The 23,141-nt window shown below is 72.1% G+C and carries 20 protein-coding genes and 6 pseudogenes; 18 read left to right on the top strand and 8 right to left on the bottom strand.

The window, feature by feature from the left end; all coding sequences use genetic code 11:
- The first annotated feature begins 134 nt into the window (after nucleotides 1–134).
- Nucleotides 135–1,577: a hydrolase gene (locus tag IG05_RS0105165; protein WP_030339567.1), complete on the top strand. Its 1,443-nt coding sequence runs from the start codon at nucleotides 135–137 to the stop codon at nucleotides 1,575–1,577.
- 41 nt (nucleotides 1,578–1,618) lie between these two features.
- On the opposite strand, the gene IG05_RS0105160 is transcribed toward IG05_RS0105165, so the two are convergent.
- The gene (locus IG05_RS0105160; protein ID WP_030339564.1) at nucleotides 1,619–4,336 is read right to left on the bottom strand and encodes a glycoside hydrolase family 2 protein; all 2,718 of its coding nucleotides are present in this window, start codon (nucleotides 4,334–4,336) and stop codon (nucleotides 1,619–1,621) included.
- A 72-nt stretch (nucleotides 4,337–4,408) separates the two neighbouring features.
- Nucleotides 4,409–5,626 (bottom strand): ROK family transcriptional regulator, encoded by a 1,218-nt coding sequence (locus IG05_RS0105155; protein ID WP_051789511.1) that lies wholly within the window; start codon nucleotides 5,624–5,626, stop codon nucleotides 4,409–4,411.
- 119 nt (nucleotides 5,627–5,745) lie between these two features.
- On the opposite strand from IG05_RS0105155, the gene IG05_RS0105150 reads away from it, so the two are divergent.
- A complete protein-coding gene (locus IG05_RS0105150) occupies nucleotides 5,746–7,200 on the top strand; it encodes an APC family permease (RefSeq protein ID WP_078893907.1) in 1,455 nt (484 codons plus the stop codon).
- Nucleotides 7,201–7,282: 82 nt separating this feature from the next.
- On the opposite strand, the gene IG05_RS0105145 is transcribed toward IG05_RS0105150, so the two are convergent.
- A complete protein-coding gene (locus tag IG05_RS0105145; protein WP_030339559.1) occupies nucleotides 7,283–7,717 on the bottom strand; it encodes an SPW repeat protein in 435 nt (144 codons plus the stop codon).
- 206 nt (nucleotides 7,718–7,923) lie between these two features.
- Here IG05_RS0105145 and IG05_RS48265 point away from each other — a divergent pair, with 206 nt between their 5' ends.
- Nucleotides 7,924–8,100 (top strand): hypothetical protein, encoded by a 177-nt coding sequence (locus tag IG05_RS48265; protein WP_199808248.1) that lies wholly within the window; start codon nucleotides 7,924–7,926, stop codon nucleotides 8,098–8,100.
- A 148-nt stretch (nucleotides 8,101–8,248) separates the two neighbouring features.
- On the opposite strand, the gene IG05_RS0105135 is transcribed toward IG05_RS48265, so the two are convergent.
- Nucleotides 8,249–9,235 carry an alpha/beta fold hydrolase gene (locus tag IG05_RS0105135; RefSeq protein ID WP_030339558.1) on the bottom strand — a complete coding sequence of 329 codons (987 nt, stop codon included), beginning with the start codon at nucleotides 9,233–9,235 and terminating at the stop codon, nucleotides 8,249–8,251.
- Between the two features lie 143 nt (nucleotides 9,236–9,378).
- Here IG05_RS0105135 and IG05_RS0105130 point away from each other — a divergent pair, with 143 nt between their 5' ends.
- A complete protein-coding gene (locus IG05_RS0105130; RefSeq protein WP_030339556.1) occupies nucleotides 9,379–9,978 on the top strand; it encodes a helix-turn-helix domain-containing protein in 600 nt (199 codons plus the stop codon).
- 151 nt (nucleotides 9,979–10,129) lie between these two features.
- On the opposite strand, the pseudogene IG05_RS0105125 reads toward IG05_RS0105130, so the two are convergent.
- A pseudogene (locus IG05_RS0105125) lies at nucleotides 10,130–10,578 on the bottom strand (Tn3 family transposase); the annotation flags it as partial.
- Nucleotides 10,579–10,633: 55 nt separating this feature from the next.
- Nucleotides 10,634–10,801 (bottom strand): annotated as a pseudogene (locus IG05_RS44640) (helix-turn-helix domain-containing protein); the annotation flags it as partial.
- Between the two features lie 137 nt (nucleotides 10,802–10,938).
- Between IG05_RS44640 and IG05_RS50490 the strand changes: the two are divergent.
- From IG05_RS50490 to IG05_RS0105110, 5 genes and pseudogenes are all read left to right on the top strand, one after another.
- Nucleotides 10,939–11,022: a putative leader peptide gene (locus IG05_RS50490; RefSeq protein WP_350955400.1), complete on the top strand. Its 84-nt coding sequence runs from the start codon at nucleotides 10,939–10,941 to the stop codon at nucleotides 11,020–11,022.
- Between the two features lie 124 nt (nucleotides 11,023–11,146).
- Nucleotides 11,147–11,649, top strand: a pseudogene (locus tag IG05_RS41895) (LLM class flavin-dependent oxidoreductase); the annotation flags it as partial.
- Nucleotides 11,641–11,775 (top strand): annotated as a pseudogene (locus tag IG05_RS48260) (SfnB family sulfur acquisition oxidoreductase); the annotation flags it as partial. The pseudogenes IG05_RS41895 and IG05_RS48260, both read left to right, overlap by 9 nt.
- A gap of 13 nt (nucleotides 11,776–11,788) precedes the next feature.
- A complete protein-coding gene (locus tag IG05_RS0105115) occupies nucleotides 11,789–12,931 on the top strand; it encodes an LLM class flavin-dependent oxidoreductase (protein WP_030339553.1) in 1,143 nt (380 codons plus the stop codon).
- Between the two features lie 41 nt (nucleotides 12,932–12,972).
- Nucleotides 12,973–13,765 (top strand): annotated as a pseudogene (locus tag IG05_RS0105110) (Tn3 family transposase); the annotation flags it as partial.
- A gap of 106 nt (nucleotides 13,766–13,871) precedes the next feature.
- On the opposite strand, the gene IG05_RS41890 reads toward IG05_RS0105110, so the two are convergent.
- Nucleotides 13,872–14,774 (bottom strand): hypothetical protein, encoded by a 903-nt coding sequence (locus IG05_RS41890; protein WP_158838789.1) that lies wholly within the window; start codon nucleotides 14,772–14,774, stop codon nucleotides 13,872–13,874.
- 138 nt (nucleotides 14,775–14,912) lie between these two features.
- On the opposite strand from IG05_RS41890, the gene IG05_RS0105100 reads away from it, so the two are divergent.
- The 9 genes and pseudogenes from IG05_RS0105100 to IG05_RS0105060 all read left to right on the top strand — a co-directional run bounded on the left by IG05_RS0105100 (nucleotide 14,913) and on the right by IG05_RS0105060 (nucleotide 22,630).
- Nucleotides 14,913–15,665: an IS5/IS1182 family transposase gene (locus tag IG05_RS0105100; RefSeq protein ID WP_030339548.1), complete on the top strand. Its 753-nt coding sequence runs from the start codon at nucleotides 14,913–14,915 to the stop codon at nucleotides 15,663–15,665.
- A gap of 126 nt (nucleotides 15,666–15,791) precedes the next feature.
- A complete protein-coding gene (locus IG05_RS0105095) occupies nucleotides 15,792–16,526 on the top strand; it encodes a MerR family transcriptional regulator (RefSeq protein WP_030339546.1) in 735 nt (244 codons plus the stop codon).
- A complete protein-coding gene (locus IG05_RS0105090) occupies nucleotides 16,523–17,362 on the top strand; it encodes a hypothetical protein (RefSeq protein ID WP_030339543.1) in 840 nt (279 codons plus the stop codon). The genes IG05_RS0105095 and IG05_RS0105090 overlap by 4 nt, the downstream gene beginning before the upstream one ends.
- Before the next feature lie 310 nt (nucleotides 17,363–17,672).
- Nucleotides 17,673–17,969, top strand: a pseudogene (locus tag IG05_RS44635) (hypothetical protein); the annotation flags it as partial.
- Between the two features lie 86 nt (nucleotides 17,970–18,055).
- A complete protein-coding gene (locus IG05_RS0105080; protein WP_030339541.1) occupies nucleotides 18,056–19,378 on the top strand; it encodes an aldehyde dehydrogenase family protein in 1,323 nt (440 codons plus the stop codon).
- Between the two features lie 283 nt (nucleotides 19,379–19,661).
- Nucleotides 19,662–20,042, top strand: coding sequence for a BlaI/MecI/CopY family transcriptional regulator (locus IG05_RS0105075; RefSeq protein ID WP_030339539.1), 381 nt, complete (start codon nucleotides 19,662–19,664; stop codon nucleotides 20,040–20,042).
- A complete protein-coding gene (locus tag IG05_RS0105070; protein WP_030339537.1) occupies nucleotides 20,039–20,971 on the top strand; it encodes a M48 family metalloprotease in 933 nt (310 codons plus the stop codon). The genes IG05_RS0105075 and IG05_RS0105070 overlap by 4 nt, the downstream gene beginning before the upstream one ends.
- Nucleotides 20,972–21,120: 149 nt before the next feature.
- Nucleotides 21,121–21,513 carry a VOC family protein gene (locus IG05_RS0105065; protein ID WP_030339535.1) on the top strand — a complete coding sequence of 131 codons (393 nt, stop codon included), beginning with the start codon at nucleotides 21,121–21,123 and terminating at the stop codon, nucleotides 21,511–21,513.
- 37 nt (nucleotides 21,514–21,550) lie between these two features.
- Nucleotides 21,551–22,630, top strand: coding sequence for an adenosine deaminase (locus IG05_RS0105060; RefSeq protein WP_030339534.1), 1,080 nt, complete (start codon nucleotides 21,551–21,553; stop codon nucleotides 22,628–22,630).
- Here the strand turns inward: IG05_RS0105060 and IG05_RS0105055 are convergent.
- Complete coding sequence (locus IG05_RS0105055; RefSeq protein WP_030339532.1) at nucleotides 22,612–23,127, bottom strand: mycothiol transferase; 516 nt, start codon at nucleotides 23,125–23,127, stop codon at nucleotides 22,612–22,614. The genes IG05_RS0105060 and IG05_RS0105055 overlap by 19 nt on opposite strands.
- Between the last annotated feature and the right edge of the window lie 14 nt (nucleotides 23,128–23,141).

The raw sequence follows: 23,141 nt of genomic DNA, 5'->3' as shown, positions 1-23,141 counted from the left end.
GCCTCTGTTCACCGGGCCTTCATGCCATGTACCTTTCAACCAATCGACGCGTGTAGAACGCTTCAAGCCGGCTCTACGCGCGCAGACTTGGCGCCCCCACCGCCTCTTCCCCACCCCACACGGAGGTTCGACGGATGCTCGGATCCAGAAGATCCCGCCGCAGGTGCAGCACCGCCCTGGCCGGCCTCGGGCTGCTCTTCAGCGGAGCCGCCCTCCAGATCGGCACCGGCACCCCCGCCCACGCGGCGACCCCGCACCGCATCCTGTTCGACAACGCCCACGCCGAGACGGCCGGCAACGCCGACTGGATCATCTCCACCAGCCAGCCCGACCCGCTTGGGCAGGACTCCGCCCCGTCCGCCGAGACGGACTGGACCGGAGCCCTGTCCTCCTGGGGCGTGGCGCTCCAGAAGACCGGCGGATACAGCCTGAAGACCCAGCCGTCCGGCTCCGCCCTCGCCTACGGCGGCACCTCGGCGACCGACCTGTCGCACTTCGACACGCTGGTCCTGCCGGAACCCAACACCCTCTTCACCAGCGCCGAGAAGACGGCGATCATGAACTTCGTCAAGAACGGCGGCGGACTGTTCATGATCTCCGACCACACCGGAGCCGACCGCAACAACGACGGCTACGACGCGGTCGAGATCTTCAACGACCTGATGACGAACAACAGCGTCGACTCCACCGACCCGTTCGGCTTCTCCATCGACTCGCTCAGCATCAGCTCCGACCACCCGTCCGCCATCAGCGACAGCACCGACCCGGTGCTGCACGGCTCCTTCGGCACGGTCACCAAGAGCCTGATCGCCAGCGGGACCACCGCCACCCTCAAGCCCGCCGACAACCCCGGCGTCAAGGCCCTGCTCTACCGCACCGGTTACTCCGGCAACACCGGCGCCTTCTTCGCCACCAGCACCTTCGGCAGCGGCCGGGTCGCCTTCTGGGGCGACAGCTCACCCGTCGACGACGGCACCGGCCAGTCCGGCAACACGCTCTACGACGGCTGGAACGACACCAGCGCCACCAACGCGGCCCTCGCCCTCAACGCCACCGAGTGGCTGGCCGGCGCGAGCGGCAGCGGCGGGGGCGGCGGCTCGACCTCCTGCACCGCAGCCCAGCTCCTCGGCAACAGCGGCTTCGAGTCCGGCAGCAGCGCCTGGAGCGCCACGAGCGGGGTCGTCACCAACTCCACCGGTGAGCCGGCCCGTTCCGGCTCCTATTACGCCTGGCTGGACGGGAACGGCACCGCCACCACCGACACGCTCGCCCAGACGGTGGCGATCCCCTCCGGCTGCTCGGCCAGGCTCGGCTTCTACCTGCACGTGGACACCGCGGAGACCTCGACGGGCACCGCCTACGACACCCTCAAGGTCCAGGTGCTGAACGGCTCCGGCACGGTCCTGGGCACCCTGGCGACGTACTCCAACCTCGACGCCGGCTCCGGCTACACCCAGCGCAGCTTCGATCTGAGCGGCTACGCCGGGCAGACGGTCACCCTGAAGTTCACCGGTACCGAGGGCTCCAAGTACCAGACGTCGTTCGTCGTGGACGACACCGCGCTGAACGTGAGCTGACCCGTGGCGGGGGTGGGCCGGCCCGGTCCGCCCCCGCCACGTCAGGCCGCCGGCACCGTCCGTTCCGGCGTGTTCCACCCGGAGACCCGCACGCCCGGTGCCGAGCCGTGCAGATCGGAGGTCCGGTAGGTGGCGGTCAGCGTCACCGACTCGCCCGGCCACAGGCTCACCTCGTTGTCCGACCAGCGCACCGGCAGCACCGGCTTGCCCTGCGCGTCCACGAGGTGGACGTCCGTGAGCAGCGCCGGCGTCGTCCCGCTCCCGCTGTGCCGCAGGCTCACCGTCGTGGTCGACATCCCGTCCGAGGATCTCGTGGCCGCCGTCGCCGACACCGGGACGCGGTCCATCGAGGCGAGCCCCTTGAGGTCGGCGTAGCCCGTCGTCGGCGTGTAGTACCAGGTGGTGCGGTTCCAGTCGAGGGTGTCGGCCTTGGCGGACAACCAGTAGACGTTCCGGCTCACCTCCGTGCCGTCCGCGTCCGTCAGCACCAGCCGGAGCAGGTACGTCCGCGCCAGTCCGGCCACCGACGACGGCAGGGTGAGCGCGGTGCCGTGCGCCCCGCCGCCGTCCGCCGTCACACCGGTGACGGTCCTGTCGTACCGCTGCGTGCCGTCGGGATCGAACAGGGTGGCCCGGGCGGTCAGGCCGCGAGCGGGGGCGGGCCGGTTGTTCACGACGACGACCGAGCGGTCGTCGTACGCGTACTGGATGTGCAGCGGCTCGTTCGCCTTCTTGGCCCCGAAGTAGGAGCCGTTCTGATCGAGGTAGCGGTCCGTGAGCTGCCAGTGCAGCGAGGTCCAGCCGCTGTTGAACATCCAGTGGATCACCCCGGTGGCGGGCCGGTCCGGGTCGCCCGCGTTGCGGCCGTAGGCCTCGAACTGGGCGCGGACGTTCTCGTACTGGGCGAGCTGGGCCTTGCGCACGTAATCGGTGAGGCTCGTGGGAGTGCCGTAGCGGCCGGCGAGGGCGTCGTCGTAGATCCGGAGCGTGCCGAAGACGCTGGACGGCGAGCGGTGGTACTGCCGGGCGTCCGGGTCCTTCCACAGGGTGTCGAGTTCGGCGGGGGTCATCATCCGGCGCAGGCTGTCGAGGGTGGGGATGCTCGGGCCCGCGCTGGTCTCGGAGTTGAACCCGGTGGCCCCGCCCTCGCGCTTGGCGTACCAGTAGCCGGGCGGCACCCAGTCGTAGGGGCCGGTCATCTTCATGCCCGAGGCGCCCAGTTCCGGGGAGGGCCGGTCGGAGGCGGAGGGGACCACGGGGGTGGGCCAGTCGGCGGCTCGCAGGGCGTCCAGGTAGTTCTTCTCGATCGTCGCGTCGGGGGCGAAGTCGCTGCCGATGAGGAAGGACAGCACGCTCGGGTGGCCGCGCAGCCGGGCGGCCTCGGCGGCCATGGACGCCTTGGCGACCGGATAGTCCGCCTCGGTCCAGCGCTCGCCCTTCTCCGTGCCGTTGACCTGGCCCTCCCACTTGCCGCAGCACTCCCAGCCCGGCAGCACCAGCAGCCCCAGGCGGTCGGCCTGCTCGAAGAACTCGTCCGGCTCCAGGTGGCCTTCCAGGCGGAGGGTGTTCAGACCCAGGTCGAGGGCGTACCGCAGACGGTCCTCGACGTAGGCGGGGTCCCAGCGCAGGAACGCGTCCGGGGACCAGCCGCCGCCCTTGATCAGCAGCGGGCGGCCGTTGACGCGGTACTGCCGGGCCCCGTCGTGGTTCAGCGGGGCCCGGACGTCCCGGATGCCGAAGGTCTCGTGCGCGGTGTCGGAGACCGCGCCGGCCACGGTGGCGGTGAGGTCGAGGCCGTACAGCGGCTGGCCGCCCATTCCGGCCGGCCACCACACCTCCGGGTCGGTGAGGTGCAGGCCGGGGGTGTCGGCGGGGGAGAAGGTGACGGTCTTCGTCTCGTGCGCGGCGAGCGACACCGCCTTGCCGAACGTCGTCCCGCCGATGCTGCCGCGGACCTCGACCGTGACGGCCGCGCCCGTGTCGTTGCGGGCCCGTGCCCTGACCGTCAGGTCGGCCGAGTCGAGCGACGGCACGGCCAGCCGGGTGACCACGTGCGCGTCCCGCAGCGCGACCGGGCCGCCCCTGCGCACCACGACGTCCCGGACGAGGCCCATGTTCCGGTCGGGCGGTGGCTGGATCCAGTCGAGCCAGCCGGTGGTCAGGTCCTGGTCCGGGTCGTTGGGCCGGATCCGGAAGGCGACGGTGTTGGTGCCGGCCCTGACCAGCGGGGTGATGTCCAGCTCGTGGTGGGTGTACGTGCCGGTGACGTCCGCGGCCGAGGCCACCTGCCGGCCGTTCACGTAGACGTCGGCGGCCGAGACGACCCCGCTGAAGTCGAGGGAGGTGCGGCGGGTGGTGTCGTCGACGCTGAAGTCGGAGCGGTACCACCAGGGGACGTCGAAGTCGGCCCGCGGGATCCGCTGCTGGTTGGTGGAGCGGAACGGGTCGGCGTACACGCCGTTCGCCAGCAGCGCGGCCAGCACCGTGGAGCGGGGGCCCGCCGGATACCAGCCCTTCGCCGGATAGCCGGGGGAGGACACGGCCGCCGCGGAGTCGCTCACCTTCGCGGTGGACTGGAGGGCGTAGCCGGTCAGCGGGGTGCCGGTGCCGGCGGCGGAGGGCACGTGGGTGATCCGGGCGGGCCGGTGCGGCTCCGCCGTGTCCCTGGGGGCGACGGCCCAGCCGCCGGTGGCGAGGGAGCCGGCCAGGGCGAGGAGCGCGGCGGTGGTGGGGAGCCGGCGGGCGGCGCGAGGGAACACGGCGGTCTCCAGCCTCGTAAAGTTAGGAAACTTTACAAATCAGGGTCACGCTAGGGGTGGCCCCGGGCCGTGTCAACGACCCGCGCCGCCGGGGCCCTCGGCCCGGTCAGGTTCCGCCGTCCGGCGTTCGAACACCAGGTCCCGGGCCGTGTCCAGGGCCGTGGCCACCGCGCCCAGCAGGACGGCGTCCGCGCCCAGCCGGCTCGGCGCGATCCGGGGGCGCAGCGGGGTGAGGGCGCGCAACCGCTCCCGCACGGGCCGCAGCAGCAGGTCGACGCTGTCGCCGACGCCGCCGCCGAGCACCACCAGGTCCGGGTCGAGCACGGCGGCGGCCGCCGCCACGGTGTGCGCGATCCGCTCGCCCTCCAGCTCCACCGCCCGCACGGCGGCCGGATGACCCTGCCGGGCCGCGTCGAACACGGCCTTCGCGGTGAGCCGGCCGTGCATCCCGAACTGCCGCGCGGCCTCCACCACCGCAACCCCCGACACCGCGTCCTCCAGCCGCTCCGGCTGCTGCCGGCCGTGCCACGGCAGGAACCCGATCTCGCCGGCCAGCCCGTGGGCGCCGGTGAACAGCCGCCCCTCGCCGACGATGCCCATCCCGAGACCGGTGCCTATCAGGATGTACGCGAAGAGCCGGCTGCCCGCGCCGACGCCGTACGTGTACTCGCCGAGCGCGGCCAGGTTGGCGTCGTTGTGCACCGCCAGCGGCACGGCCAGCTCCGCCCGGATCCGGTCCACCAGCCCGGCCCGCCCCCAGCCCGGCAGATGCATCGCGTACCGCACCCGCCGCTGCTCGCCGTCGTACACCCCGGGCGTGCCGATCACCCCGTGCACCACCTCCGCCGGGTCCGCTCCCGAGTTGGCGATCACCTGCCGGGCGGTGGTCACGACCAGGTCGGTCAGGGCGGCGGAGGCGCGGGCCCGGTTGCGTACGTCCGCCCGGGCGACGACGGTGCCGTCCAGGTCGGCCACCGCCACCCGCAGCCAGCCCCGGCCGATGTCCACCCCGAGCGCGTACCCGGCGGCCGGATCGGGGGCGTAGAGGACCGCGGTGCGGCCGCGCTCCGGGGCCTGGGTGCCGACCTCGTGCACCAGGCCGGCCGTCGCGAGCGAGGCCAGGGCGCTGGACACCGTCGGTTTGGACAGGCCCGTCTCCCGCGCCAGCTGGGCGCGCGAGGCGGCACCGAGCGCGCGCAGCCGGTCCAGGAGCAGCCGCTCGTTGGTACTGCGCAGGCGCCGGCGGCTCCAGGGCTGTTCCTGCTGCTCTACGGGGTCACTGGCGGGCATCGCACCATTCTCGTGCATCCGTGCCGCACACTTGACGCCCTTAGTAAGGGTCCTTAACTTTATCGGCCTGTCCGCCCCCCGTCCGGGTGCGTCGCGCGCCCGCCGCGTCAGGAGTCCCCATGTCCGGTACCCCGCCGCCCCCGGGTGGTCTCGTCCGCCGGGTCGGCCTGTTCCAGGCCACGGCGATCAACATGAGCCAGATGTGCGGCATCGGCCCGTTCGTCACCATCCCGCTGATGGTCACCGCGTTCGGCGGCCCGCAGGCGGTCGTCGGGTTCGTCGCGGGCGCGGTGCTGGCCCTGTGCGACGGGCTGGTCTGGGCCGAACTGGGGGCCTCGATGCCCGGTTCCGGTGGCAGCTACGTCTATCTTCGCCAGGCCTTCCGGTACCGCACCGGCCGTCTGATGCCGTTCCTGTTCGTGTGGACGGCGATGCTGTTCATCCCGCTGATCATGTCCACGGGTGTGGTCGGCTTCGTCCAGTACCTGGGCTATCTCGACCCCGGCCTCGGGCGGAGCGCCGGCGACCTGATCGGGCTCGGCGTCATCGCCCTGGTGGTGCTCCTGCTCTGGCGCGGCATCGAGCACATCGCCCGCATCACCGCCGTGATGTGGGCCGTGATGATCACGTCGGTGCTGCTGGTGATCGTCGCCGCCGCCACTCACTTCAGCCCACACATGGCCTTCACCTATCCGGCGGGAGCTTTCAATGTGATGAGCAACCACTACTGGCTGGGCTTCGCCGCGGGCCTGACCATCGGCATCTATGACTACCTCGGCTACAACACCACCGCCTACATGGGCGCCGAGATCAAGGACCCCGGCCGTACGCTCCCGCGCTCCATCCTCCTGTCGATCCTCGGCATCATGGCGATCTACCTGCTGCTGCAGATCGGCACCCTCGGCGTCGTCGACTGGCGCCGGATGGCCGACCCGCACGACATCGCGTCCACCTCGGTGGCCTCCGCGGTGCTGGAGGAGACCTGGGGCAGGGGCGCGGCCGACACGGTGACCGTGCTGATCCTGGTCACCGCGTTCGCCTCCGTCTTCACCGGCCTGCTCGGCGGCTCGCGGGTGCCCTACGACGCCGCCCGGGACCGGGTCTTCTTCCGGCCGTACGAGAAGCTGCACCCGAGGCACCGGTTCCCCGTGCTGGGCCTGGCCACCATGGGCGTGATCACCGCCGTCGGCTTCCTGATCGGCCGCCACACCGACCTCGCGACCCTGATCCAGCTGCTCACCACGGTGATGGTCATCGTGCAGGCGCTGGCCCAGATCGTCGCGCTGACGGTGCTGCGCCGGCGCCGGCCCGACCTGCCCCGCCCGTACCGGATGTGGCTGTACCCCCTGCCGAGCGTCCTGGCCTTCGCCGGCTGGTGCGTGATCTACGGGTACGCCGACGAGAACTCCCCGGGCCGCCGTCCCGTCGAGTGGTCCCTGGCCTGGCTGGCCCTCGGCTGCGTGGCCTTCCTGGTCTGGGCGCGGCGGGAGAGGGTGTGGCCCTTCGGGCCGAAGGAGACGGACGAGGAGGCCGGCGAGGTGCGCACCGCCCTGGCCGGCCGCGGGCACGCGTAGGCCGGTCCGCCCGGGCGGACCGGCCCCGCCGTTTCCCTTCCCTCCTCTTCTCGGTCTCCTCTTCGAAAGCTCGGATGGGCGTCTACGGCCTCGGGGCGCTCTTCGCCGCCGTACCGGCGCATATCAGACCGAGGGCGAGGGCCAGGGCTCCGATGACGATGTTGTTGACGACGACACCCGCGTCCGGGGCGCTGCCCACGATCCACGGAGCGATGATCATCCAGATGCCCATGGCGCACATCGCCCAGCTCAGGCCGTACATACGCTCGGGCGCCCGGCTGAATCCCAGGGCCAGCAGGCCTATCGCGACGCCTATGATCAGGTTGTGCGTCGCGAGAGCGGGCTGGCTGAGCGTGTAGTGCAGGATCCACGGGGACGCGGCACAGTACAGGCCGAGCAGGAACGCCGGCCCGTCGACGAGCGCCACGTCCCGGCCGCCGAGCATGCGGGCGTAACGTTCCCGCATCTCGGACACATCGGGGTGGCTGGATATGTCACCCCTGTGCAAGTTGGCCATGAGTCGTCTCCTTTGACTTCGGGCCAGACCGCGTCTGTGCGGTGTACGGTAAGCGCTGCATGCCCCATTTTGCTCTTATTTCACCCTTATGTGTAGAGGTGCGATCTCTCCGGGACGGGGTGGCATGTCCTCGCGGAGCGCGGGCAAGCGCTCCGGTACAAGCTGTACATTCCGTCGGTTCAGCGACGCAGGAGGTGGCCGCCGTCATGAGTACGAAGGTGTTGGAGCGTTTCCCCGCCGGGGCTCCGCGCGGATCGTGGCCCGCGGAGGAGTTCGCGGCCGCCCGGCGCGCCGAGGGGGAACCGGCGACCGTGGTGATGGACCTCAAGTCGGACGCGTTCCTCGTGGTGGTCGAACCGCAGGAGGAGGACGGCCGCGCCTGACCGCCGCCCGCCTGCCCCCTGGCCCTCCGCCTGCCCCCTAGCCCTCCGCCGGCTACCGCGCCCGGCGCAGCACCCGGCCGTAGCCGCTGCGCTCGGGTACGCGGGCCGAACTGTTCCGTGTGCAGAAGCCCCGGCCGCGCCTGGCGGTTCAACCCGTGAGGGTGTTGAGCCAGCCGGTCAGCAGACGGTTGATCTCCTCGGGGCGTTCCTGCTGGATCCAGTGGCCGCAGCCCTCTACGAGGTGGGAGGCGGTCAGGCCGGGGAGGGTGGTGGGGAAGGCGTCGATAGCGTCGGACATCCAGGTGGTGGAGGCGTCCAGGGCGCCGCCGATGAACAGGGACGGCTGCTTGATCGGGGCTCCGCGGTGGGGGGCGAGGTCCTCCCAGTCGCGGTCCACGTTGCGGTAGCGGTTGAGGGCGCCCGTCAGACCCGTGCGCTCGAACTCTCCGGCGTAAACGTCGAGGTCGTCCTCGGCCAGCCAGGCCGGGAGGATGCCGGCGGGAAAACGGTCACGCAGCTGGCCGCCGTGGGCGACGAAGTGCGGGTCGGGCTCGCCCTGGGCGGGCATGGTGTCGGCGGACAGGGCGGCGTAGAAGCCCGCGAGCCAGCCCCGCACGTCAGGCTCGATCTCCGTCTCGGCGCGGCCGGGCTCCCGGAAGTAGGAGACGTAGAACTCCTGCCCGGGGCCGCCGATCTGGCCGAAGATGTCGGTGGGGCGGGGGCCGCCGGGTGGCGCGTAAGGGACGCTCAGCAGGGCGACGGCCCGGAAGACCTCGGGGTGGAGCAGGGCGGAGGTGGCTGCGATGTTGGAGCCCCAGTCGTGGCCGACGATCACCGCGTTCTCCTCGCCGAGGGCGTGCACGAGGGCGACGTTGTCCTCCACCAGGTCCAGCATCCGGTAGGCATCGGTCTTTGCAGGCTTGGAGGAGCGGCCGTAGCCGCGCACGTCGAGCGCCACCGCCCGGTAGCCGGCCGCGGCGAGAGCCGGGAGCTGGCGGCGCCAGGAGTACCAGGACTCGGGGAAGCCGTGCACGAGCAGGACCAGCGGGCCGGTGCCCTGCTCGACCAGGTGCAGGCGCCCGGCAGGGGCTTCGACGGTGCGGTGGCGGAGTGCGGCGGACGGCTCGGGCTGCATGGGGTCTTCTCTCGGTTCGCGGGTGGGCGCAGGTACGCATCGATCATGCGGCGCAGCGACCGTCCACCGCGATTACCCTTGCCACTCTGGCAAACTTGCAGGACAGGATGGTGGAGCGGCACGTCCGGAAGGGGGCAGAGCGGGTGACAGGTGACGACGTGGCCGACACGCTGGCGGCGATGGGCCCCCGTCTGCGGGCCGTACGCGAACACCGCGGCTCCACGCTCACCGGCGTCAGCTGCGCGACCGGCATCTCCGCGAGCACGCTGTCGCGGATCGAGACCAGCCGACGCAAGCCCACCCTGGAAGTGGTGCTGCGGTTGGCGAAGGAGTACGGCGTCTCCCTGGACGAGCTGGCCGGCACCGCTCCCGCCGCCGAGCCCCGCACCTCCGCGCGCCAGCGTTTCGGCGACGACAAGGCGGTGCTGCCGCTGACCCGGTACGTCGGGGGCCTGCACGCCCACAAACACGTCCTACCCGCCGTCCAGGAGCCGCCCGCGCGGCCCCGGCAGGTCTCCCACGACGGCTGGGAATGGCTGTGCGTCCTGTACGGGCGGCTGTGGCTCGCACTCGGCGACCAGGACCTCGTCCTGAGTGCCGGGGACGTCGCCGAGTTCGACACCCGCAATCCCCATGGGGTCGCGAACGCCGGCCCCGGCGGCCCGGTCGAGTACCTGATCATGTTCGGGCCGCAGGGAGAGCGCCTGCGACCGCGCACCCCGCCCGCCCCCAGGGCCCGGTAGCGAGCAGCGAACGAACGGCTCGACGTCCCCGACACGCCCAGGATGTCAGGCTCTTCCTCGTCGTCCTCAGCGGCGTCGGGGTCGCGGAAGGGGCGCAGGCCCCGGCCGGGGCCGCTGGCCTTGATGTTGAACAGGTAGCGGCCCAGGGGCCGCCGTTACAGATCGCGCGGGTCAGGCGGTGGCGGGACTCCTGCACGGTAAGCTGCCGGTTCATGAGCCGCCGGTAGGTGTCGTCCACCGGGTCGACCAGGGCGAGCAGGTGCAGGGTCTTGTCGATCCGCCCGTACTCGGCGAACGCAGCCCCCAGCGGGGTGGGGTGGCCCTCACGGCCGAACATCCGCAGCAGGTCGTAGGCCCGGACCGGTTCGTGATGAGCGCCCCGGCGACCCGGAGCATGTCCGGCCAGTGCGTGGCGATCCGCTTGAGGTTGACCTTGTTGCAGGCGACGGCCTCCAGCGGCCCGTACCCGGCGGCCGGTGTCTCCGCGCCGTCGGGCAGGCCGGGCCGCCAGAACCGCTGGTCTTCCAGGTCCCGGAAGCGCGGGGCGAAGCGGAAGCCAAGCATCTTGTACAGGCCGAAGGTCATGTCCGGGTATGTGGACCCACCCCGACGGCGGGCAGGCCGCCTCCACGGCCACCGCCCCACATCTGGGCCGGCTCGATCCCGAGCGTTTGCGCTCCAGCAGGTCGACACCCAGCTCCCGCCCCGGATTGCGCACGGTCTCGCTCAACGCGGGCTGGGAGAGCCGCAGTTCGTCGGCCGCCCGGCGCGGTGAGCCGAGCCGGGTCACCGCCGCGATGTATTCCAGCTGTTCGGTCCGCACCTTCGGAGAATGCGCGGCAGGGCGCGGCGGGTCCAAGGGTTTCCCTGTCACACCTTCGTGAAATTCAATGGTCCGCGATACGAGACCGGTGGGGTTTTCCTTGACGGCCTTCACCGGCTGCTGTCACGATCGACGGCATGATGATGCGACTGGACCTCACGCGGCGACGCCATGTCGACCTCGCGCGCGTCTCCAGCGCCTCCTGTTGCCCCGCGGCCTGAACCCGCCGAGTTTCCCTCTCCTCTTCCGGGTTTCCCGGCACGCCTGAATTCCCTCTTCTTTTCGCCCCGGGATTTCGCGTGCCCGAAATTCGTCGTGTTCGCCGTACCGCAACGGGAGTTCCGCATGCCCGCAGCACCCGCGAAATTCGCCTATCGGGTCCCCTACGCCGGCGGGGGACTCGTCACCAGCAGGATCGAGCAGCGCACCGACCGGGGACACGAGTACCACCGCAGGCTCGCCGTCCTCGCCGAGGACAACGGCTTCGAGTACGCCCTCAGCCAGGTCCGCTACATGGCCAGTCACGGCGCCGAGTACCAGCGCGAGTCCACCGGCTTCAGCCCGCCCTGCTGCTCGCCACCGAGCGCCTCGAGGTCATCGCCACCGTCCACCCCGGTCTGTGGCACCCGGGCGTCCCCGCCGAACTCGGGGCCACCGCGGACCACCTGTCGAACGGCCGCTTCGCCGTGAACGTCGTCTCCGGCCGGTACAAGGACGAGTCCACCGCGCTCGGCGAACCCTGGCTGGAGCACGACGAGCGCTACCGCCGCTCCGAGGAGTTCGTCACCGCCCTGCGCCGGATCTGGACCGAGGGCCACGCCGAACTCGCCGGTGACTTCAACTCGCTGAATCTGCACCGCCATTGGCGGGACGCCCGCACCCGCACCCTGCACGACCCGGCCCGCCGGAAGATCCAGCACATCGGCCGCTACGTGCTCAACGGAACCCGGCCGCCCCGGCACGGCCTGCTCTGATCGGAGACCCCACGTGTCCCTCGCCTTCCACTGGTTCCTGCCCACCAACGGCGACAGCCGCCATGTCGTCGGCGGCGGTCACGGCACCCCGGCGACCGCGTCCGGCCGGGACCGGCCACCGACGGTCGCCTACCTCAGCCAGATCGCCCGGGCCGCCGAGGACCTGGGGTTCGCCGGGGCGCTCACTCCGACCGGCGCCTGGTGCGAGGACGCCTGGCTGACCACCGCCATGGTCAGCCAGAACTCCGAGCGGCTGAAGTTCCTGGTGGCCTTCCGGCCCGGCTTCGTCTCGCCGACCCTCGCCGCCCAGATGGCCTCCACCTTCCAGCGGCAGACCGGCGGACGGCTGTTGCTGAACGTCGTCACCGGCGGCGAGAGCCACGAGCAGCGGGCCTACGGCGACTTCCTCGACAAGGACGCGCGGTACCGCCGTACCGGTGAGTTCCTGCACATCGTGCGGGACCTGTGGGACGGCAAGAGCGTCGATCTGCACGGCGAGCACCTGCGGGTCGAGGAGGCGAAGCTCAGCCGGGTGCCCGATCCGGTGCCCGAGGTGTACTTCGGCGGCTCCTCGCCCGCCGCCGGCGAGGTCGCGGCCCGGTACGCCGACGTGTACCTCACCTGGGGCGAACCGCCCGCGCAGGTCGCCGCGAAGATCGCCTGGATCCGGGAACTCGCCGCCGGGCACGGCCGTACCCTGCGCTTCGGCATCCGGCTGCACGTCATCACCCGGGACACCTCGGCGCAGGCCTGGGCGGAGGCGGACCGGCTGCTCGCCGGCTTCGACCAGGAGACCGTACAGGCCGTGCAGGCGGGCCTGTCCCGCAGCGAGTCGGAGGGACAGCAGCGCATGCTCGCCCTGCACGGCGGCAGCCGGGAGAGCCTGGAGATCCACCCCAACCTGTGGGCCGGCATCGGGCTGGTCCGCGGCGGCGCGGGCACGGCCCTGGTGGGCAGCCACGACGAGGTGGCCGAGCGCATCCGGGAGTACCACGCGCTCGGCATCGACGAGTTCGTCCTCTCCGGCTACCCGCACCTGGAGGAGGCCTACTGGTTCGGGGAGGGCGTCCTGCCCCGGCTCGCCGCGCAGGGCCTGTGGACCCACCCCGACGGCGGGCAGGCCGCCTCCGCGGCCCCGGTGCCGTTCGCCGGCTGAGCGGGAGCAGGCCGACGGGCCCGGTGGTCCGGGCGTGTGCACCGGCCCACCTGCCCACCGACAACGCCTCGTACAGCGACATCGTGTTCGGCATCTTCCGTATCCTGGGCTGCAACTTCAGCCCCCGGTTCAAGGATCTGGACGACCGACGGTTCTGGTGCGCGTCCCTTCCCGGCGTAGAGACCGGCACGTACGGGCCGCTGGAGCCGCTGGCCCGGAACCGGGTCGACCTGAACCAGGTGATCACTCACTGGCCGGACATGCTCCGGGCCGCCGGTTCCCTGGTCACCAACCAGGTTCGCGCCTACGGCCTGCTGCGGATGTTCGGACGCGAAGGCCACCCGACCCCGTTGGGGCAGGCATTCGCCGAGTACGGCCGGATCGCCAGGACCGAGCACCTGCTCCGTGTCGTCGACCCGGTCGACGACACCCACCGTCGCCAGATGAACCGCCAGCTCACCGTGCAGGAGTCCCGGCACAAGCCGGCCCGCGACGTGTGCCACGGCAAGCGCGGCACCATCCACCAGGCGTACCGGGACGGGATGGAGGACCAGCTCGGCTCACTGGGCCTGGTCCTCAACGCCGTGGTGCCCTGGACCACCCGGTACATCGACGCCGCCGTCGCCCGGCTCCGTGCCGAGGGACACGAGATCCGGGACGCGGACATCGCCCGTCTGTCCCCGCTCAAGTACCGCAACCTCAACGTCCTGGGCCGTTACAGCTTCACCGCCTCCACCCCGGACCGGCGGCGCCCTACGCCCGCTTCGCGACCCGGACACAGTGAGCCTTTTCCAACCTCATCCCTGTACTGCTCATCGGCCTGCTGACGACTGAACCGATCTGTAGCGGGGTCGTGACCAGCAGATCCGCAGTCTGTCCCGGCGGCCCAGACGCTTCGCCGAGCATGGTCAGCGGCGCTGACAGCCGGGTTAGCAGGGGCTTAGCCCTCCGGCAGCTCCCATGAGGCGAACCAGTGGGGGAACGGTCCGGCGGAGGGCGGGAAGGCGAACGGCGGGGTGCGGTCGGTGAGCAGGCGTAGCACGAACTCGCCGGTGCCGCAGTCGAAGCGCTGCCACTCACCGTCCAGGTACTGCACCAGAACCGGCCAGTCGTCGGGATCGGCCGGTCCGGTCAGCCAGTGGAAGGTCAGCTCCTGCTCGGAGGTTCCCCATATGAGCACGCCGCCGGGCGCGGGGTGGACCGGGTATGGCCGGTACAGGTCGGCGTACCACGCCATGTCCTGGCCCCAGGAGACTAGATCCGTGCCCAGCGCACCCGGCACCAGCAGGTCCAGGTACTCGTCGAAGCTGCCCGCGCCGAAGGCGTCGACGATGTCCTTGTAGTCACCGGGCAGCGCGGTGCCCAGCGCTGCCTCCGTCGCGGCCCAGTCGACGCCGCACCGATCGGGCTCCGTCCACCCGGTGGCCTCCCGCAGCAACGCCACCCACCCGACCCCGGGCGGGCGGGTGAACGCGCGCCGGGCGAGGATCACGACGCGGCGCGGGCCATCGGTGGTGGCCGTCACGCCGTATCCGAACCAGTGCTCGGCCAGCACCCACCCGCGCAGCTCCAGCAGCCCGCCCTCCCCGCCGATGGGGAGCCCACCCTCCCCGCCCACCGGCGGACCGTCGGGCACCCCTGCCGCCCTACCCCCGACGACCCAGGCGCGTACCGGCAGACCCGCCCCGTCAACCACGTCCGCAGCGACGCGCTCCAGCTCGGCCAGATCCTCCGCGTCACTGGGCACACAGACATGCCCTGCCCCATGAATGGGCAGCGGGCAGTGCAATTCGGGCGCGCGCCAGGCGTCGTTCAGACGGGCGCGCAGAGCTGATGCGTCCACGCGGCCAAGTGAACAGCACGGCACTGACATTGAGCCTTTTCAACCTGCATCAGCAGTACGCCGTTGGGCTGACAACAGGATGGAGCCCCTGGTAGGTGGGTTTTCAACCAAGATCACTAGTCTGTCAGGAGCTTCCGCGTGCTTGTCTACCCGTCCGGTATCGACCTGTCCAGCCGCTCTCTGCAGTACCTATCCGGTCTCCTCGCAGGCCACCGTCGACGGATCGGCTCCCGCTGGCGTCGCCTGACCTGTGGCCGGCAGGCCGTGCTCGTCCTGGCCCACCTGTGCTGCGGCGACACCTACGCCCGCCTCGCAGCAGGTTTCCGCGTCGGAATCGCGACGGTCCACCGGTACATACGCGAGGCCGTGGACCTCCTGGCCGCTCTCGCGCCCACGCTGGAACAGGCCATAACGACGGTGCGGAAGAAGGCGTACGTGATCCTCGACGGCACCGTACTGCCGATCGACCGCATCGACGCCGACCACCCGTACTACTCGGGGAAGAAGAAGCACCACGGGATGAACGTGCAGGTACTCGCGGATCCAGCCGGCCGTCTGATCTGGGCCTCGGACGCGCTACCCGGAGCCGTGCACGATCTGACCGCGGCCCGGACCCACGGCATACCCGCCGCTCTCGCCACTGACGACGTCAAGTGCTGGGCTGACAGGGCGTATCAGGGCGCAGGCCCTACTGTCCGCGTCCCGTTCCGGGGCAAGAACCTGCGCGGCTGGCGTCGTCGTCACAACCGCGATCACGCCAAGATTCGCAGCCTCGGCAAACGCGCTATGGCCACCCTCAAATGCTGGCGCCTCCTGAGGAAGCTCCGCTGCAGCACCACCCGGATCACCGCCGTCGTCCGTGCCGTCGTCGCACTCGAACTCGCCGCCTGATCACGATGGAAAAGGCTCAGTGGAACTCGACGAGGGCGACGAGGGGTAGCGCGAGCAGTCCTTTTTGCGCCCGACGATACTTTCAGCGCTTGACCTTGACGCAACGGCAGGGTTTCTACTGGCGGCATGCGAATCGGAGAGATCGCCGCGCTCATGGGGCTCACCACCCGGGCGATCCGGCACTACCACCATGTCGGGCTGCTTCCGGAACCGGAGCGGCGCCCCAACGGCTACCGGGCCTACAGCGTCCGCGACGCCGTCCTGCTCGCCAGGGTGCGCCGACTCACCGAACTCGGCCTCGGCCTCGATGAAGTGCGCGACGTCCTCGCCGACGATGCCGGGCGCGAACCGACCGAGATACTGGAAGAACTCGACGCCGACCTGGCCCGCCAGGAAGCCGACATCAAGGAGCGCCGCCGCCGGCTCAGCGCCCTGCTCGCCGAGCCGCCCGGCGCGACCGGGCCCGTCTCGCCCGCCCTCGCCGCACTGCTGGCACAGGCCCCCCGAACGGACTCGCCGAGCGCGGCCAAGGACCGCGAGTACCTCACCCTGCTGGATGCCACCAGCACCGGTAGCCAAGAGATGCTCGGGCTGCTCGGGACGCTGGTCGCCGATCCCGCGGTTGTCGAACTCTATGAGCGCCTCGACGGGCTCGCCGAAGCCCCCACCGACGATCCGCGGATCGCACCCCTGGCAGCTGACCTGATGGCAGCCGTCCCCGAGGAACTGTTCGCCGCGATCCCCAAGGACGGGGTGGTCGTGACCGGGTTCAAGGAGGCGCTGCTCGCCGAGTTCACCCCAGCGCAGGCGGAAGTCGTGGGCCGGCTCATGGAGGCTTTCGTGGAAAAGGGGCGGGGATGAGCGGCCGGCCAAGGGCCGTACGGGTGGCGCGGGTCGCGGTAGCTGCCGTGCTGCCGGGTGAACTGGCCCTGGTGGCCTGCCTGGTGGCCGGTGTCCGGCCGCCCGGTTGGGTGCTGGCAGGCGCCGAGGCGCTGGTGTTCGCGGTGCTGCTGCTGGAAGCCGGGGTGCTGCGCTCTCTGTACGTCGCCGCGCGCGCCCGCGGCGCGGACCGCAGGGCGGCGCGGCAAGCCGCCGTACAGGAGGCGGTGCCGGTGACGGTCCGCCGCCTGGTACTCCACGAGCTGCGCGCCCTCGCCTCCCTGGGGCGGTGGGTCCGGCGTCGCACGCACGGGGTACGCCCGGGGGACCTCGCTGCCGCGTACACCGGGCCCCAGACCGCGATGATGTACGGGCTGCTCTTCGTGATGGTGACCGAGACGGTGGGCCTGGCCTTCCTCATCCCTTGGCCGGCAGTCCACCGGATGATCCTGGTACTCGACCTGTACGGCGTCGTCCTCGTACTGGCACTGCACGCCGCCTGCGTCACCCGACCGCACGTCGTGCGCCCCGACGGTTCTCTGCGGATCCGCTACGGAGCCCTCTTCGACCTCGCCGTACCGCCGGACGCGGTCGCCTCGGTCCGGGTCGACCGGCGCTATCCCGAGGGCCGCCTTATCACCCTCTCCGAGGACGGGGTCCTCGACCTGATCGTGGGCAGCCAGACCTCGGTGACCCTGGAGCTGAACCGGCCACTCCCCTTCACCCGCCCGCTCGGCGCAACGGAAGAGGCCCACACCATCCGCTTCCATGCCGACGACCCGCGCGCACTGGTCAGCGCACTCCGTCAGCCCGCCTGAGCACACAGTTCGGTCTTCGCCGCGACGTGGCGCCGGGCAAGGCGCTCCGATCGGTTGCACGTTCGATTTCCCCCGAGGAGATCGACCTCCGCGACCGACTCCAGGGCCAGCCCCACCCGAACGCGGAGATCCGCAGCCAGACCTCGTGATCGATCCCAGCGCCAACGGCTGTACCGGTGATCCCAAAGGCCGGAGGGTCTCCGCCGTCTCGCGCAGCACGGCGGGCGGCGCGCCCGAGCCGCCGTACTCGGCCGGCGCGGCCCCCGAGCAGTCCCGACCGCTTCACCGCCTCGATGTGACCGGCGGGCACCCGGTCCTGGTCGTCGCTCTCAACCGGGCCGTCGCGGTCGCGGAGACCGAGGGGCCGGCGGCGGCCCTTGAGCTGGTCGACGGGCTCGGCCTCGGCTCCTACCACGTGCTGCGCGCCGTCCGCGCGGACCTGCTGCGCCGGCTGGGACGGACCGCCAAGGCGGCGGCGGAGTACGGCCGCGCCGCCGGGCTGGCCCCGAGCGGGGCGGAGCGGGCGTTCCTGGAGCGGCGCGGGGCGGCGGCGAAGGGCGACCGGCCGCACGGTGACCCTTGTCACCCGGGGGAGTCCCCGGAATGAACTTGAGGACCTGAAAGGTTGGTGTTTACATCTGACCTGTCCGTCCCAGCCGGGCCCGCCGGCCCGCGCACCCCAGCGAGGCACCCGTGACCCACTCCCAGCCCGAGCAGCCCGCCGACGTCGTGGCCCGGCTGCGCGCCACCTTCGCCACCGGCCGCACCAAGTCCGTCGAGTGGCGCACCGGCCAGCTGCGCCGGCTCCGCGCGCTGCTCACGGAACGCGGTGCCGACCTCGCCGCCGCCCTCCGCGCCGACCTCGGCAAGAGCAGCACCGAGGCCTACCGCACCGAGATCGACTTCACCGTCCGGGAGATCGACCACACCCTGGACCACCTCGCCGACTGGCTGCGCCCCGAGCCCGCGCCCGTGCCGGCCCACCTGGGTGCCGACGCCACGGCCTGGACGCAGTACGACCCGCTGGGCGTCGTCCTCGTCATCGCGCCCTGGAACTACCCGGCGCAGCTGCTGCTGGCCCCCGTGGTCGGTGCGCTGGCCTCCGGCAACGCGGTCGTCGCCAAGCCGAGCGAGCTGGCCCCCGCCACCTCGGCCGCGCTGGCCGAGCTGATACCGGCCTACCTGGACACGGACGCGGTCGCCGTCGTCGAAGGCGGGGTCCCGGAGACCACGGCCCTGCTGGCCGAGCGCTTCGACCACATCTTCTACACCGGCAACGGCACCGTCGGCCGGATCGTCATGCGGGCCGCCGCCGAGCACCTCACCCCGGTCACCCTCGAACTGGGCGGCAAGTCCCCGGTGTTCGTGGACCGCGGCACCGACCTGGACGTGGTCGCGGACCGGCTCGCCCGGGGCAAGTTCCTCAACGCCGGGCAGACCTGCGTCGCCCCCGACTACGTGCTGACCGACCCGGAGACCGCGCCCGCCCTGGAGGCCGCACTGGTCCGCGCGGTCGAGGGCCTGTTCGGCGGCGACCCGGCGGACTCGCCGGAGTACGGCCGGATCGTCAACGAGCGGCACTTCGACCGGCTCTGCGCGCTGCTCGGCTCGGGCCGCACCGCCGTCGGCGGTGTCGGCGACCGGGCGGCCCGGTACCTCGCGCCGACCGTCCTCGCGGACGTCGACCCGGCGTCGCCCGTCATGCAGGAGGAGATCTTCGGCCCCATCCTGCCGATCGTCACCGTGGCGGGGCTGGACGAGGCGATCGCCTTCATCAACGACCGGGACAAGCCGCTCGCCCTGTACGTCTTCAGCGAGTCGGACGAGACCCGGGAGCGCATCGCCGCCGAGACCTCCTCGGGCGGCCTCGGCCACGGCCTGCCCCTCGCCCACCTCACCGTCTCCGACCTGCCGTTCGGCGGGGTGGGGGAGAGCGGCATGGGCAACTACCACGGCCGCTACTCGATCGAGACGTTCAGCCACCGCAAGGCGGTCCTGGCGAAGCCGCTGAGCTGACCCGGCCGCGGGCCGCTTCCGTACGACGGCGCGACCGGGCCGTGCGGCAGCGGCCGAGCCGGCGCTCCGGCCCAGCGGAGAGGAACCGGCGCGGCTGGGCGAGGCCCGCAGGCGGACCGTTCGACGGAAGGGCCCGGGAGGTCCCTTGGGGGCGTCCGGGCAGGGCTCCGGCCGGCCGTCCTCGGGCGCTCCCCCGGCCGGCGGACGGCGAGCGGATCCAGGCGACTACCATCGTGTAGACGGAGCCGGGACCGCAGAAGAGGACGGGGTGGGGAACGCTTCCATGACCGACGCCAAGGACGAACGCCGGCCGGCCGGCGAACTCGAAGCGAGCGTCATGGCCGTCCTCTGGGCCGCCGGCGCGCCCCGGACGCCCGGACAGGTCCAGCAGAGCCTGGGGGTGGACCTCGCCCGTACGACGGTGACGACGATCCTCACCCGGCTGCACGACAAGGGGGTCGTCGACCGGCGCCGCCAGGGCCGCGGGTTCGCCTACTCTCCCGCGCGGGACGTCCCGGACGCGCACGGTCTCACCGCCCGCCGGATGCACAGCGAGCTGGACCGGGACAGCGACCGGGAGACCGTCCTCGCCCGCTTCGTCGCCCAGCTCGGCCCGGACGACGAACGCGTCCTGCGGGACCTGCTCGAAGCCGACGGCCGATGACCCCCCTGCTGCTGCTCCCGCTGCTGCTGCCGTGCGCCCTGCCGGCCCTGGCCCGCCGGGCCCTGGGCCGGCTGAGCCCGGTCGTCGCGCTGTGGGCCGTCACCGGCTGCGCCGTGCTCCTCGCCGGCTGCTCGCTCGCCGTGCTCGCCGCGTTCGTCCTCGTCGGGCTGCTCGAACTTCCGCCGTTCGCCGCGCTCGGCGAGCTGGTCCACCCGCTGCGCACCGCCTCCGCCGTCCTCGTCGTCCCGGCCGCCGTCGTCTCGGCCGGCGCCCTCGCCGGCTCCGGCTGGACCCTGGTCCGCACGGCACTGCGCCAGAGCCGCGCCTACCGGGCGGCCCGGGCCGAGGCCGCGCGCCGGCCCGCCGCAGGCGACCTGTGCGTGGTGGACTCGGCCCAGCCCGACGCCTACGCGCTGCCCGGGCGCCCGCACCGGGTCGTCGTCACCACGGCGATGCTGCGCAGCCTGGACGGGCCCGAACGGGAGGCGCTGCTCGCGCACGAGCGGGCGCACAACGCGGGCGGCCACCACGTCGCCCTCGCCGCCGCCGAGCTCGTGGCGCACTGCCATCCGGCGCTGCGCCGGGTCCGCGACACGATCCGGCTCGCCGCCGAACGCGCCGCCGACGAGGCCGCCGCCGCCTCGGTCGGCGACCGGCGCCTGACCGCCCGGGCCATCGCCCGCGCGGCCCTCGCCGGCCAGGCCGCGCGGTCCGCCCGCCCCGGTTTCGCCCCCGGCGCCGCCAGCGGTCCCGTCCCGCAACGCGTCCAGGCCCTGCTGGCCGGCCCCCGGCCCCCGCGCCCCCGGGCGGGCCGCGCCGTGGCCGCGCTCCTCGCCGCCTGCACCGCCCTGTCCTGCGTCGCCTCGGCCACCGCGACGGCCGACGTCCACCACCGCGTGGAGGTCGCCCAGGGGGAGGAAAGCCCCTGACGGGGTGGCCGCCGCGGGCCGGGCGGCGCCGCCACGGCCGGATGTCCCGCCCCGGCACGCCCCCTCCATGACGCGCGTAGACAAGGACTGGCGTTCGGTAGGTTTTACGTATAACCTCACCGGCTAACCAGTCCACCCGGAAGGTCAGCATGCGTCGCCTCGCCCTGGTCACCCTCGTCGTGCACGACTACGACGAGGCCGTCCGCTTCTACACGGAGGCTCTCGGTTTCCGTCTCGTCGAGGACGCCCCGCGCCCCGACGGCTCGCGCTGGGTCGTCGTCGAGCCCGGGGACGGCTCGGGCACCGGTCTGCTGCTGGCCCGCGGCAAGGACGCGGAGCAGCGGGCCCGGGTGGGGGACCAGACCGGCGGGCGCGTCGGCTTCTTCCTGCACACCGACGACTTCGCCCGCGACCACGCCCGGATGACCGCGGCCGGCGTGACCTTCCTGGAGGAGCCGCGCCACGAGCCGTACGGCACGGTCGCCGTCTTCCAGGACCTGTACGGCAACCGCTGGGACCTGCTCCAGCCCGCCGGCCACTGACCCACCACCGCATCACCTGCCGAGGAACGAAACGCCCATGACCGCGTCCCGCATCGACACCGAGACCCTCCGCCGGCTGCCCAAGGCCGTCCTGCACGACCACCTCGACGGCGGCCTGCGCCCCGCCACCGTCGTCGAGCTCGCGGACGCGGTCGGCCACACCCTGCCCACCACCGACCCCGACGAGCTGGCCGCCTGGTACGTCGAGGCCGCCAACTCCGGCGACCTGGTCCGTTACATCGCCACCTTCGAGCACACCCTCGCCGTCATGCAGTCCCGCGAGGGCCTGCTGCGCACCGCCGAGGAGTACGTCCTCGACCTCGCCGCCGACGGCGTCGTCTACGCCGAGGTGCGGTACGCGCCCGAGCTGAACACCAACGGCGGGCTGACGATGCGCGAGGTCGTGGAGACCGTCCAGGAGGGCCTCGCCGCCGGCATGGCGAAGGCCGCGGCGGCCGGCACCCCGGTCCGCGTCGGCACCCTGCTGTGCGGCATGCGGATGTTCGACCGCGTCCGCGAGGCGGCCGACCTGGCCGTCGCCTACCGGGACGCCGGTGTCGTCGGCTTCGACATCGCCGGCGCCGAGGACGGCTTCCCGCCCGCCGACCACCTCGCCGCCTTCGAGCACCTGCGCCGCGAGAACGTGCCCTTCACCATCCACGCCGGCGAGGCGCACGGCCTGCCCAGCATCCACCAGGCCCTCCAGGTGTGCGGCGCCCAGCGCATCGGCCACGGCGTCCGTCTCACCGAGGACATCCCCGACCTCGCGGCCGGCAAGCTCGGCCGCCTCGCCTCCTGGGTGCGCGACCGCCGTATCGCCCTGGAGATGTGCCCCACCTCCAACCTCCAGACGGGCTGCGCCACCTCGATCGCCGAGCACCCGATCACCGCCCTGAAGGACCTCGGCTTCCGGGTCACCCTGAACACCGACAACCGTCTGGTGTCCGGTACGACCATGACCCGCGAGATGTCCCTGCTGGTGGAGCAGGCCGGCTGGACCGTCGAGGACCTGCGCACGGTCACGGTGAACGCCCTCAAGAGCGCGTTCATCCCGTTCGACGAGCGCAAGGCCCTCATCGAGGACGTGGTCCTGCCGGGTTACGCGGCCGCGCTCTGAAGCAGCCCCCTGAGGTAGGCGGCCTGTCCGACGTGCTGGAGGTCGTCGGACAGGACGCTCACCAGGCGGACCCCCAGCGTCACCGGGGGGTCCCAGCGCTCGTCCACGACGCGTTCCAGATCCTTGGCGGCCAGCCCGCGCAGGGCGCCGAGCGTCTGCTCGTGGACGGCGTCGTAGTACCCGGTCAGCAGGTCCGCCGACTCGACCCGCACCTTCGCGACCTTGGCCGGGGTGTGCCCGTAACCGGTGTCGTGCCGGGGCAGGTCGAGGCCGAACCGCTTCTCCCAGCCCTGGGAGAGCCACACCTGGTCGAGCTCGAACGCGTCGGCGACGTGGTCGTCCTGCACCCGGGTGAGGTGCCAGACCAGCCAGGCGAGGGAATTGGCGTCGGGGGCCGGGCGGTGGTGCAGTTCGTCCGGGCCGAGTCCGTCGAGGGCGGCGTGGACGTCTTCCTGGATGCGGCCGTAGCCGTCGATGAGGATGTCCTTTGCATGCATACCGTCCACCATCG

The organism is Streptomyces sp. NRRL S-1022 (genome assembly GCF_000720135.1).
In the GTDB taxonomy this organism is placed as follows: Bacteria; Actinomycetota; Actinomycetes; order Streptomycetales; family Streptomycetaceae; genus Streptomyces.
This window is presented reverse-complemented; position numbering and strand designations above follow the sequence as displayed.

Coding starts and splice junctions, on each gene's coding strand:
- IG05_RS0105145 (WP_030339559.1), bottom strand. CDS start 7,717: ATGGCCAACTTGCACAGGGGTGACATATCCAGCCACCCCGATGTGTCC.
- IG05_RS0105135 (WP_030339558.1), bottom strand. CDS start 9,235: ATGCAGCCCGAGCCGTCCGCCGCACTCCGCCACCGCACCGTCGAAGCC.
- IG05_RS0105055 (WP_030339532.1), bottom strand. CDS start 23,127: ATGCATGCAAAGGACATCCTCATCGACGGCTACGGCCGCATCCAGGAA.
- IG05_RS0105065 (WP_030339535.1), top strand. CDS start 21,121: ATGCGTCGCCTCGCCCTGGTCACCCTCGTCGTGCACGACTACGACGAG.
- IG05_RS0105150 (WP_078893907.1), top strand. CDS start 5,746: ATGTCCGGTACCCCGCCGCCCCCGGGTGGTCTCGTCCGCCGGGTCGGC.
- IG05_RS50490 (WP_350955400.1), top strand. CDS start 10,939: ATGATGATGCGACTGGACCTCACGCGGCGACGCCATGTCGACCTCGCG.
- IG05_RS0105095 (WP_030339546.1), top strand. CDS start 15,792: ATGCGAATCGGAGAGATCGCCGCGCTCATGGGGCTCACCACCCGGGCG.
- IG05_RS0105075 (WP_030339539.1), top strand. CDS start 19,662: ATGACCGACGCCAAGGACGAACGCCGGCCGGCCGGCGAACTCGAAGCG.
- IG05_RS0105070 (WP_030339537.1), top strand. CDS start 20,039: ATGACCCCCCTGCTGCTGCTCCCGCTGCTGCTGCCGTGCGCCCTGCCG.
- IG05_RS0105165 (WP_030339567.1), top strand. CDS start 135: ATGCTCGGATCCAGAAGATCCCGCCGCAGGTGCAGCACCGCCCTGGCC.
- IG05_RS0105060 (WP_030339534.1), top strand. CDS start 21,551: ATGACCGCGTCCCGCATCGACACCGAGACCCTCCGCCGGCTGCCCAAG.
- IG05_RS0105155 (WP_051789511.1), bottom strand. CDS start 5,626: ATGCCCGCCAGTGACCCCGTAGAGCAGCAGGAACAGCCCTGGAGCCGC.
- IG05_RS48265 (WP_199808248.1), top strand. CDS start 7,924: ATGAGTACGAAGGTGTTGGAGCGTTTCCCCGCCGGGGCTCCGCGCGGA.
- IG05_RS0105090 (WP_030339543.1), top strand. CDS start 16,523: ATGAGCGGCCGGCCAAGGGCCGTACGGGTGGCGCGGGTCGCGGTAGCT.